The following is an 11859-nucleotide window of genomic DNA, read 5'->3' as shown; positions in this document are numbered from 1 at the left end:
CCCTATGAGGGCAATATTCAAGACTGACCGTGGGAAAGTCCGCCAACATAATGAAGATAATGGGGGAGTTTTTAGTAATCCGGAAGGCGTACGCCTTGCCATCGTTGCAGATGGCATGGGCGGCCACCGTGCCGGGGATGTAGCGAGTGGGATGACGATTGACCTTTTGAAGGAAAGATGGGAAGAGTCAAGTGGTATTGAGACGGCAAATGATGCTGAAAATTGGTTGAAAACACAGATCCTCCTTGTCAATCAATTGCTTTTTGAACATGCCGAAGCGAACCTGGAATGTAAGGGCATGGGTACAACCATTGTTGCGGCAATATGCACAGATAAATTTGCAACCATCGCAAACATCGGGGACAGCCGGTGTTATTTGTATAACGAAAGCGGATTCAAGCAGGTCACGGAAGACCATTCGCTTGTTAATGAGCTGGTCCGTTCTGGTCAGATCACGAAGGAAGACGCTGAGCATCATCCAAGGAAAAATGTGTTGTTGCGTGCATTGGGCACTGAACTGCAAGTGGAAATGGACATTACGACAGTCATTTTCGAAGAGCAGGATATGCTTTTGCTTTGCTCTGATGGCTTAACGAATAAAGTAAGTGAAGTGGAACTCGAAGAAATGGTTAACAATGGACATTCACTTGAAGAAAAGGCACAGTCGTTAATAGAAATGGCCAATAACTATGGTGGAGAAGATAATATCACCCTTGTGCTTGTTCAATTTATTGATGAAAGCGAAAGCAGGTGAACTCAATGTTGATTGGTAGAAGGATCAACGGCCGTTATAAACTGATCGAGATGGTCGGTGGTGGCGGTATGGCGAATGTTTACCTTGCAAGAGATATGATTTTGGACCGTGATGTTGCCTTGAAGATCCTGAGGATGGATTTTAATAATGACGATGAATTCATTAAACGCTTTAATCGGGAAGCGCAATCAGCAACGAGTCTAGCCCATCCGAATATTGTCAGTATCTATGATGTCGGAGAAGAAAATGATATCTACTATATCGTCATGGAATATGTGGACGGGTTTACTTTAAAGCAATACATACAAAAATACTATCCAATTCCGGTTGAAAAAGCCTTAGATATCATGAAGCAAATTACGGCTGCCATCTCCCATGCCCACCATAACGGAATCATCCATAGGGACATCAAGCCTCAGAATATCCTGATTGATAAAGAAGGAACCGTTAAAATCACTGATTTTGGAATTGCCCTTGCTCTAAGTGCCACGAATATAACCCAGACAAATGCAGTTTTAGGTTCTGTTCATTACTTGTCTCCAGAACAGGCAAGAGGCGGCATGGCCAATAAGAAATCGGATATCTACTCTCTGGGTATCGTGATGTTTGAGATTTTAACTGGCAGGCTCCCTTTTTCAGGTGAATCTGCAGTTTCCATTGCGTTAAAGCATCTCCAGTCGGAAACCCCATCGCCAAAGCGTTGGAATCCTGATATACCGCAAAGTGTGGAAAATATTATTCTAAAAGCAACGGCAAAAGATTCATATTATCGTTATGAAAGCGTCGATTCAATGGAAGATGACATTCGAACTTCGCTTGATCCAGAGCGCTTAAATGAATTGCCTTTTGTCATTCCGGAAGATCATGATGCAACAAAAGCCATCCCCATCATCACGAATGACCAGCTGTCAAGCATAGATGAGACAATCATAAGAGGACCGGAAAAAAATGCGAGCGTAGTTGAACAAGATGAACAAAGTGATGAGCCAGCTACAGCGACTAAGCTTAAAAAGAAACAGAAAAAACAAAAAACGAAATCGAAGCAAAAAAGTAATCGGCGCATAAAATGGCCCGCGATTTTAGTTACCATCTTTTTGGTTTTAGCGGTGGTTGCCATTTTATCCATTACCGTTTTTCCATCCATGCTTGGCACTAAAGAAGTGACCGTCCCTGACTTAAAAGGGGAAGAGCTGGATGATGCCATTTCTACCTTGGTGGAATTAGGACTTGTCACGGGGGAAACGATTGAGATTAATGATGAAGAGGTCGAAAAAGGTCTCGTCATCAAGACCAACCCTAAAGAAGGTAAGCTGGTCAAAGAAGGCGCTAAAATAGATATCTATCAAAGCATTGGTAAAGAAACGATTACATTGTCTAGCTATGAAGGAAGAAAGTATGATGATATCGAGAGTATGCTCAATAAGATGGGCTTCAAGGACGTTGCAGTGACAGAGGTATTTGATGAAAGCGAGCCGGGGACGATCATTGATCAAGATCCTTCAGGAGGCTTTGAAGTCATTGCTTCGGAAACGGAGCTCGAACTCATGGTCAGTAAGGGTGCCGATCGATTAACATTAAAGAACCTAACGGGTTTCAATGAGACGGCTTTGAATGATTACTCCAATGAAAGTGGAATAAAAATTGCCGTCGAAAAAAAGGTGTATACGGACTCAGTGGCCGAGGGACTTGTTATTTCGCAGGAACCTGCACCATCTACTAAAGTGGACAAGGGAAGTACGGTAAGCGTGGTCCTTTCAAAAGGGAAAGAAGAGATTCCACCAAAGACGGTGACAGAGGAAATCACGATCGAATATGACCCTGTAGAGCCCGGTAAACCACAGCAAGTTCAAATCTTCATTGAAGACATCAATAATAGCATGACAGAGCCCTATGATTCTTTTTCGCTCTTGGAAACTGAAGAAAAAGAGATCAAATTCTTGGTGTCCAAAGATAAGAAAGCCGGATATAAAGTCATGCGTGACGGACAGGTGATTAAGGAGAAAACCATCACTTATCCGGAATGAATTTAATCAAATTAGGAGTGTGGCTATGCCCGAAGGAAAAATCATTAAAGCCTTAAGCGGCTTTTATTATGTTTTAGATGGAGAAGAAGTATTCCAATGCCGGGGTCGAGGCGTTTTTCGTAAAAATAAGGTAACGCCCCTTGTTGGCGATTACGTTGTATATCAGGCTGATAATAAGACGGACGGAACGGTAACGGAGGTCAAGCCACGAAAGAATGAATTGGTTCGTCCACCCATAGCGAATGTCGATCAGGCCATTCTTGTTTTTTCAGCAGTCGAACCCGAGTTCAGTCCAGCTCTCCTTGATCGATTCCTGGTCCTCATTGAAGATAATGAGATCGAGCCCATTATTGTCGTGACCAAAATGGACTTGGTAACGGAAGATAAAAAAGAGAAATTGTCTCAGCATATCAAGGACTATCAGAAGTTAGGCTATACAGTGCTGGAAACTTCTTCGATAACCACAGGAGGCGTCAATCGGCTGATTCCTTTAATAGAAGGGAAAACCAGTGTGTTTGCCGGTCAATCCGGAGTGGGGAAATCCTCGTTGTTGAATGCGATCAACCCGAGCTTGGCCCTAAAGACAGACGACATTTCATCTCATTTGGGACGCGGAAAGCATACCACACGTCATGTGGAACTGATTCACATGGGCACTGGCCTCGTCGCGGATACGCCTGGATTCAGTTCACTTGAATTCACGGAAATGGAAGCAGAACGTCTATCGTATTGTTTTCCTGAGATGCATAAGCTTGGTGAGGACTGCAAGTTCAGGGCCTGCCTCCATGACAAGGAACCGAAGTGTGCTGTGAAAGAAGCGGTAGAAACCGGGGTAATCCCACAATACAGGTACGAACATTATATGCAATTTTTAGAGGAAATAAGAGATAGAAAGCCGAGGTATTAGTATGGTTAAAATTGCACCATCCATATTATCAGCTGATTTCGCAAAGCTGGGAGAAGAAATCTTGGATGTAGAGAGGGGCGGAGCCGACTATATCCATATAGACGTTATGGATGGCCATTTCGTGCCTAACATCACAATTGGTTCATTGATTGTCGATGCTATCAGACCGGTGACGAAACTCCCTCTAGACGTCCATTTGATGATTGAACGTCCAGATGCCTATATCGAGGCGTTTGCCAAAGCAGGGGCCGACTATATCACTGTCCATGTAGAAGCGTGTACCCACCTACACCGCACGATTCAATTGATAAAGTCCTTTGGTGTTAAAGCGGGGGTAGTCCTCAATCCGGCCACTCCAGCATCCGTGATCCAACCGATCATCGAAGATATAGATATGGTTTTATTGATGACCGTCAATCCAGGATTTGGGGGGCAAAAGTTCATCGCTTCTGTACTGCCAAAAATTTCCGAAGTGAAGGCGATGGCTGATTTGTACAATCCCAATCTTGAAATTGAAGTAGATGGCGGGGTAAATGAAGAAACGGCCAAAGTTTGTATTGAGCGGGGAGCAACGGTACTTGTCGCCGGGTCAGCCATATATAACCAGGAAGATCGCCAGGCAGCGATTCAGAGAATTCGTGGAAATTAAAAAGAGAGAAAGCCGACATTATCGTATCTATACTACGATGATGATCGGCTTTTTTAAAACAATCAAACATGTAAAGAATCTTAAGAATAGGGTGGCGGAATATGAAAATAAGCATTATGGCTGGAGGCCCAAAGGATTTGTGGCCTGATTTAACGACTTATAAAGAGAGTACTGACTTGTGGGTTGGGGTCGATCGAGGTGTTTGGTCCTTACTTGAAAATGACATTGTTCCTCAGTGTGGGTTTGGCGATTTCGATTCCGTATCCGAAGAGGAATGGTCCAAGATTCAAAAAAGGATGGAGAATATTCATCTTTACCCTCCTGAGAAGGATGAAACCGATTTGGAAATTGCATTTAAATGGGCAATGGAGCAGGAGCCAAATGAAATACATATTCTAGGTGCAACAGGAGGGCGGCTGGACCATTTTCTCGGCAATATCCAATTATTGCAGAAAGATAGCATCCTGCCTTATCACAAGGATATTGATATGTATATAGTCGATTGTCAGAATAGCTTAACCGTGAAGACGCCAGGATCCTACCCCTTGACCTTGGATGAAGAGAGGAAGTATATTTCCCTGCTTCCGGTAACCGAAGAGATCACCGGCATTACACTCTTGGGGTTTAAGTATCCACTTGTTGATGCAAAGCTTGAATTGGGCTCCACACTCTGTGTCAGCAATGAACTAATTTCTGATTGTGGGAATGTTTCATTTGAGGAAGGCATATTAATGGTGATAAGAAGCAGAGATTAAAATTCATGCTTAGAGCAGATTCGGATATACTTTTCATCCTATATCCGCTTAAAAGCTTATGTTGTAATAGAAAAGTTCCACTTCATCTTAAATTTGTGGGATGTAAAGAGGAGGGGCATTATGAAATTTTATACAATTAAATTGCCAAAAGTTCTGGGCAGTTTGGTAAGGGCCATGCTCGGAGCGTTTAAAAAAGGCTAATAAAACATATTTACGTGACACCTTCTATAAAGGGGGTGTTATTTTTTGGTTTGGCTGGGGACAATAAAAAGAAACGATAGGTTGGACAGGCTTTTAATGAGTGATGATCTTTCTGAAAGAATCAGATTGTCCAATCATCACCCATTATAAAAGCGGCAGCCATTTTCAAATAAAAAGGCATCCTTAGAGGATGCCGTAACATTATACGCGTTCTACTTTGCCCGATTTAAGAGCTCTTGCAGAAACGTATACACGTTTAGGTTTACCGTCAACTAAAATACGTACTTTTTGAAGGTTAGCGCCGAATGTACGCTTGCTAGCGTTCATTGCGTGAGAGCGGCTGTTACCAGAACGGGTTTTTCTTCCAGTGATTACACATTTACGTGCCATGTCAAATTCCCTCCTAACTACAACAAGCTTAAGTTTACGAAGTTGTCTTAAGTCTTTGTGAAATACTTTAATAATTTATCACACCTACCGTGAGAATGCAATACTTCAGTTAATTACTTTCAAGAAAAAAACCTTGACATACCCCCTTTAAAATTGAATTATATTAAGTACCGTATGACATTTACTTTTAAAACAATAGACATTATAGTAAAATGTCTTTAGTTGAGTTAGTTTTGGGAGGGAAAAAGAAAATGTCTATCGAATTACAAACGAAATATGGACAAATTGATATCTCTAATGATGTAATCGCTACTGTAGCCGGTGGTGCTGCTATTGATTGCTACGGAATAATAGGAATGGCTTCCAAAAAACAATTTAAAGACGGCATTGCCGAAATACTAAGAAAAGAAAACTTTACTAAGGGTGTAATAGTCCGACAAGATGAGGAAGAAGTTCATATCGATATGTATATTATCGTTAGTTATGGAACGAAAATCTCGGAAGTTGCACATAATGTGCAATCAAAGGTAAAATACACTCTGGACAAAACTGTTGGATTAGCTGTAGATTCTGTAAACATTTTTGTACAGGGAGTTCGTGTTACGAACCCTTAAGTATAGGAGGAAAGTTTTGTGTCAATTACAAGTTTAAATGGAAAGCGCTTTGCTGAAATGATCATCCAGGGAGCTAATCATTTAGCAGCCAACGCCCAAATGGTCGATGCATTGAACGTTTTCCCGGTTCCAGATGGAGATACAGGAACAAATATGAATTTATCTATGACTTCCGGCGCTAAGGAAGTACAAAATAATGTACAAGAACATATCGGAAAAGTGGGTACTTCTCTTTCAAGAGGTCTTTTGATGGGGGCTCGAGGTAATTCTGGAGTAATCCTTTCACAGCTTTTCCGTGGTTTTGCAAAATCTATCGAAAATAAAGCGGTCATCAATAGTGAAGAATTCGCCCATGCTTTTGAGGCGGGTGTACAAACCGCTTATAAAGCCGTTATGAAGCCTGTTGAAGGCACCATTTTAACAGTCGCGAAGGATGCAGCCAAGCAAGCGGTTTCATCTGCTGCCAAGCATCAGGACCTTATCCAGGTAATGGAGGATATTGTCACTGAGGCAAATGCATCTTTAAAAAGGACACCTGATTTACTTCCTGTATTGAAAGAAGTCGGTGTGGTCGATAGCGGTGGACAAGGGTTGGTTTTCGTTTATGAAGGATTCCTAGCAGAATTGAAGGGTGAAGCTTTACCCGTTCGTTCAGCCAATGGCCCAAGCATGGATGATATGGTGAGTGCTGAACATCACATTAACGTACAAGGACACATTAATACGGAAGATATCGTGTTTGGTTATTGTACGGAATTCATGGTCCGGTTGGAAAAGGATAAGCCAGCTGCCCAATCGTTCAATGAAGAGAAGTTCCGGAATGATTTAAGTGAATTTGGAGATTCATTATTAGTCATCTCTGATGATGAAATAGTTAAAGTACATATTCACTCTGAACAACCTGGTAATTGCCTTAATTATGGTCAGACATACGGTAGTCTTATTAAGTTGAAAGTTGATAATATGCGTGAACAGCATACAGCTATAGTCGGCGAAACTAAAACGCCACTTCAAACAAAACCGAAAGCCAAGGATAAATATGGTGTCGTTTCTGTGGCGATGGGTGCCGGTATCAGCGAGCTTTTCAAAAGCATCGGTGCAAAATCAGTCATTGAAGGCGGACAAACGATGAATCCTAGTACTGAAGACATCGTGAAAGCAGTTGAAGAAGCCCATGCAGAAAAAGTAATCATTCTGCCTAATAATAAAAATATTATTATGGCTGCCAATCAAGCTGCTGATGTCCTTGGGGATAACGTGATGGTCGTTCCTGCCAAAACTGTACCGCAGGGAATGGCAGCATTGCTTGCTTTCAACCCTTCATTGGATATTACAGAGAACCAAAAGGTGATGACCGATGCTCTTTCTCATGTTAAAACAGGTCAAATCACATATGCTGTAAGGAATACAAGCATTGATGGTCTTTCAATCGAGAAGGGCGACTTCATGGGTATTGATGAAGGCACCATCAAAGTGAAAAATAAAGACAAGGCTCAGGCTGCAAAGGATCTTTTATCCAAAATGATTGACGAAGATTCCGAGATCTTGACCATTCTTTATGGTGAAGATGCAACTTCAGAAGAAGTGGATGAGCTTGTCGCGTTTTGTGAAGAAACATTTGAAGATGTTGAAGTTGAAGTCCATAACGGTAAACAGCCGTTATATGCTTTCATTTTCTCAATTGAATAAACTAAACCATCTACTTGGGTAAGATCACCTGATCGTCTTTTGCCCTTTAATAGATGTGATATAGAAGTCTCGATAAAAAGTAATAAACTGCATAGGTCATTAGGCTATGCAGTTTATTTTTGCGGACTAAAGGTTATAAAACAGCATGCATGCAGGAACTATGACCAATCAGAAGATAACCTCTAGCGTTTTTCTTTAGGTTCTTAAAGTCCAGCGCGTAATGAAGGAGGAATAGAACGTGAAATATAGGAGTGTATTTGATATTATCGGTCCCGTTATGATTGGACCTTCGAGCTCACATACAGCCGGAGCTGCGAGAATAGGCAGGGTGGCAAGGAATCTATTCAACAAAGAACCGAAATGGGCCCGTATTTCTTTTTATGGGTCTTTTGCAAAGACCCATAAAGGTCATGGGACGGATGTGGCCATTGTAGGGGGACTACTTGATTTTGATACTTTTGATGAGAGAATCAAAGAATCTCTTGATATAGCCCGTCAAAAGAACATGGACATTGCCTTCCAAGAAGAAGAGGCCGTTCCGGAACACCCGAATACTGTGAAGATAACGGTTGGTGATGATGCGGATGAACTGGAGCTCGTTGGGATATCGATTGGAGGTGGCAAAATCGAAATAATCGAATTGAATGAATTCAAATTAAGGCTTTCGGGTCACAACCCAGCCATACTTGTCGTTCATGATGACCGTTTCGGAGCTATTGCCAATGTCTCTAACGTTTTGGCCAAGCATCAAATTAATATAGGACAGATGGAAGTATCACGAAAAGAAAAGGGAAAGATGGCACTTATGACCATCGAAGTGGATGTGAATATAGAAGAGCAAGTCATCGATGAAATTTCGAAATTGCCTCATATCACCAAGGTCGCAAGGATTGTCGACTGAGTTACTTGAGGCAACCGTTTTCATTAAGGAGGGAAAGAGGACATGTTTCGAAATGTAGCAGAACTAGTAGAATTGGCAGAAGCAAAGCAAGTGAAAATTTCGACGCTCATGATCGAACAGGAAATGGAGGTGTCGGGTAAAACCCGGGACCAAATCATCCACCAGATGGGTGTAAACCTTGACGTCATGGAACAGGCCGTTGAAAAAGGGCTCCAAGGAGTCCGTTCCGTTTCGGGTTTGACAGGTGGGGACGCCGTGCTTCTTCAGAATTATATTAAAACGGGAAACTCATTATCGGGTGAACTTTTGTTGGATGCGGTCAGTAAAGCTGTGGCAACAAATGAAGTGAATGCAGCGATGGGGACGATATGTGCGACGCCAACTGCTGGATCGGCAGGCGTTGTCCCAGGAACTTTGTTCGCTTTGCAGAATAAACTAAAGCCAAATCGGGAACAAAAAATTGAATTCCTCTTCACTGCAGGGGCATTTGGTTTCGTTGTTGCCAATAATGCTTCGATTTCTGGGGCCGCAGGAGGTTGCCAGGCGGAAGTGGGTTCAGCATCAGGCATGGCTGCGGCCGCCATCGTTGAAATGGCTGGTGGGACGCCATCTCAAAGTGCCCACGCCATGGCGATTACATTAAAGAATATGCTTGGTCTGGTTTGTGACCCTGTTGCTGGGCTCGTAGAAGTGCCTTGTGTGAAGCGGAATGCCATGGGAGCAGCTAATGCCATGGTGGCAGCTGATATGGCGTTAGCGGGTATTACAAGCCGAATTCCATGTGATGAAGTAATTGATGCCATGTACAAAATCGGACAAGCGATGCCATCGGCCCTAAGGGAAACTGCACAAGGGGGATTAGCGGCCACACCGACTGGACGGAAGTTGGAAGCGAAGATCTTTGGCTTGCCGTTAAGTAACAAGTGAGCAACAGCTTACAGGAACCAATTACGGCAGTTAAGGGCATTGGGGGAGAAACAGCTACTGCGATGCAGGAAATGGAGATCCATACCGTCAATGATCTTCTAGAGCATCTTCCCTATCGCTATGAAGACTACCGATTAAGGGACTTAGAAACGGTTGAACATGAGGAACGCGTCACTGTAGAAGGGAAAATCCATACAGTGCCGACCTTGGGCTATTTCGGAAAGAAAAAGTCCAGACTAACGATTAAGTTGTTGACTGGAAGATATTTAATTACGGTTATATTTTTCAATCAGCCTTATTTAAAATCAAAACTTACAATCGGGGAAACTGTGACAGTGACAGGTAAATGGGATCGTCACCGCCAAACCATCACTGGTTCGGAATGCCATGTTGGAGATCATAGCAGGGAAAAAGAATTCGAACCCGTATATTCCGTCAAGGGGAGCATTACGGTAAAAGGTATGCGTCGTCATATCACGAATGGTTTTTCCCAATTTGGAAATATGATTGAGGAAAACCTCCCACCACAGCTGCTGACAACCTATAAGTTGATGCCACGTAAAGATGCGCTTCGCATGATGCACTTCCCTATCTCGGCAGCTGATGTTAAGCAAGCCCGCCGTCGTTTTGTATATGAGGAGTTTTTGCTGTTTCAGCTGAAAATGCAGGCACTCCGTAAAATACAGCGCGAACAGTCAAGAGGGATTGGACAGGAATTTGATAGGCAGCAGGTGGAGGGATTCATTGATACCCTCCCGTTTCCATTAACGACTGCACAGAACAGGGTTGTCGAGGAAATCCTGACTGACATGGCATCCCCTTACCGGATGAACCGGCTGTTACAAGGAGATGTAGGCTCAGGAAAAACGGTAGTGGCCGCGATTTGCCTATATGCGACCATATCGGCCGGTTTCCAAGGAGCGCTAATGGTCCCAACTGAAATTCTTGCTGAGCAGCATACTCAATCATTGACCGCCATGTTAGAACCGGTCGGAGTAAAGGTGGCTTTATTGACCTCCTCGGTAAAAGGGAAGAAGCGTAGAGAATTATTGGAGAAACTTGAATTAGGGGAACTTGATCTTTTGATTGGAACCCACGCACTGATTCAGGACGAGGTGAACTTCAAGGACCTCGGTTTGGTTATAACGGATGAACAACATCGGTTTGGTGTGGAACAACGACGCGTCCTGCGTGAAAAGGGAGGAAATCCCGATGTCCTTTTCATGACGGCGACACCGATTCCCCGTACACTCGCCATTACAGTGTTCGGCGAGATGGACGTTTCCACAATCGACGAAATGCCGGCTGGACGGAAAGCCATCGAAACGTATTGGGCGAAACACCAAATGCTCGATAGAATCCTCTCCTTTGTAGAAAAGGAACTTCAAAAAGGCAGACAAGCATATGTCATCTGCCCATTGATCGAGGAATCGGAAAAACTGGACTCCTTGCAAAATGTTCTCGATGTCCATGCCATGCTGACGCAATACTTCGTGAATCGTTATAAGGTGGGGCTCATGCATGGGCGTTTGCCTGCGGATGAAAAAGATGAAGTGATGCAGGAATTCAGTTCCAACGAAGCGCAAATCCTTGTTTCCACCACAGTTGTCGAAGTTGGGGTGAATGTACCCAATGCCACGGTGATGGTCATTTATGATGCTGAACGATTTGGTCTTTCCCAGCTGCATCAGTTACGTGGCCGAGTGGGGAGGGGGAGCAACCAGTCTTTTTGCATCCTGCTTGCCGATCCGAAAACGGAAGTCGGCAAAGAGCGGATGAAGATCATGACAGAGACGAATGATGGATTTGTCCTTTCAGAGAAGGATTTGGAGCTTCGAGGTCCAGGGGACTTTTTCGGTAAAAAACAAAGTGGGCTTCCCGAATTCAAAGTGGCGGACATGGTCCATGATTACCGGACGCTGGAAGTTGCTAGGGAAGATGCTGCGAAATTGATAGCCTCAAATAGTTTTTGGCATGCACCAGAATACGCGTCGCTCCGGGCACATTTGGAAGGTACAGGCGTATTGACAGGAGAAAAGCTTGACTGA

12 protein-coding genes are annotated in these 11859 nt (G+C 43.4%); 11 read left to right on the top strand and 1 reads right to left on the bottom strand.

Going from position 1 to position 11859, the window contains the following annotated elements; genetic code table 11:
• Positions 1–4 precede the first annotated feature (4 nt).
• The 6 genes from ACIQXR_RS11930 to spoVM all read left to right on the top strand — a co-directional run bounded on the left by ACIQXR_RS11930 (position 5) and on the right by spoVM (position 5290).
• Positions 5–754, top strand: a complete 750-nt coding sequence (locus ACIQXR_RS11930; RefSeq protein ID WP_402868245.1) for a Stp1/IreP family PP2C-type Ser/Thr phosphatase — start codon at positions 5–7, stop codon at positions 752–754.
• 5 nt (positions 755–759) lie between these two features.
• Complete coding sequence (pknB, locus tag ACIQXR_RS11925; protein ID WP_403080018.1) at positions 760–2778, top strand: Stk1 family PASTA domain-containing Ser/Thr kinase; 2019 nt, start codon at positions 760–762, stop codon at positions 2776–2778.
• A gap of 25 nt (positions 2779–2803) precedes the next feature.
• A complete protein-coding gene (gene rsgA, locus ACIQXR_RS11920) occupies positions 2804–3685 on the top strand; it encodes a ribosome small subunit-dependent GTPase A (protein ID WP_403080016.1) in 882 nt (293 codons plus the stop codon).
• 1 nt (position 3686) lies between these two features.
• Entirely contained in the window at positions 3687–4334 is a 648-nt protein-coding gene (gene rpe / locus ACIQXR_RS11915; protein ID WP_402868248.1) for a ribulose-phosphate 3-epimerase, read from the top strand.
• 101 nt (positions 4335–4435) lie between these two features.
• Positions 4436–5089, top strand: a complete 654-nt coding sequence (locus ACIQXR_RS11910) for a thiamine diphosphokinase (protein WP_402868249.1) — start codon at positions 4436–4438, stop codon at positions 5087–5089.
• A 120-nt stretch (positions 5090–5209) separates the two neighbouring features.
• Entirely contained in the window at positions 5210–5290 is an 81-nt protein-coding gene (gene spoVM / locus ACIQXR_RS11905; protein ID WP_034313769.1) for a stage V sporulation protein SpoVM, read from the top strand.
• A gap of 201 nt (positions 5291–5491) precedes the next feature.
• On the opposite strand, the gene rpmB is transcribed toward spoVM, so the two are convergent.
• Positions 5492–5680: a 50S ribosomal protein L28 gene (gene rpmB / locus ACIQXR_RS11900; RefSeq protein WP_402868250.1), complete on the bottom strand. Its 189-nt coding sequence runs from the start codon at positions 5678–5680 to the stop codon at positions 5492–5494.
• Between the two features lie 251 nt (positions 5681–5931).
• Between rpmB and ACIQXR_RS11895 the strand changes: the two genes are divergently transcribed.
• From ACIQXR_RS11895 to recG, 5 genes are all read left to right on the top strand, one after another.
• Positions 5932–6294 (top strand): Asp23/Gls24 family envelope stress response protein, encoded by a 363-nt coding sequence (locus ACIQXR_RS11895; RefSeq protein ID WP_402868253.1) that lies wholly within the window; start codon positions 5932–5934, stop codon positions 6292–6294.
• 18 nt (positions 6295–6312) lie between these two features.
• Positions 6313–7983, top strand: coding sequence for a DAK2 domain-containing protein (locus tag ACIQXR_RS11890; protein ID WP_402868254.1), 1671 nt, complete (start codon positions 6313–6315; stop codon positions 7981–7983).
• Positions 7984–8221: 238 nt separating this feature from the next.
• Positions 8222–8884: an L-serine ammonia-lyase, iron-sulfur-dependent subunit beta gene (gene sdaAB, locus ACIQXR_RS11885; protein WP_402868255.1), complete on the top strand. Its 663-nt coding sequence runs from the start codon at positions 8222–8224 to the stop codon at positions 8882–8884.
• Between the two features lie 42 nt (positions 8885–8926).
• The gene (gene sdaAA, locus ACIQXR_RS11880; protein WP_402868257.1) at positions 8927–9811 is read left to right on the top strand and encodes an L-serine ammonia-lyase, iron-sulfur-dependent, subunit alpha; all 885 of its coding nucleotides are present in this window, start codon (positions 8927–8929) and stop codon (positions 9809–9811) included.
• Positions 9808–11859: an ATP-dependent DNA helicase RecG gene (recG, locus tag ACIQXR_RS11875; protein WP_402868259.1), complete on the top strand. Its 2052-nt coding sequence runs from the start codon at positions 9808–9810 to the stop codon at positions 11857–11859. The genes sdaAA and recG overlap by 4 nt, the downstream gene beginning before the upstream one ends.

Origin of the sequence: Peribacillus sp. NPDC097224, assembly GCF_044761985.1 — a bacterium.
In the GTDB taxonomy this organism is placed as follows: Bacteria; Bacillota; Bacilli; order Bacillales; family DSM-1321; genus Peribacillus.
The sequence above is the reverse complement of the archived record's forward strand: the minus strand, read 5'-3'. Positions and strand labels throughout refer to the sequence as shown.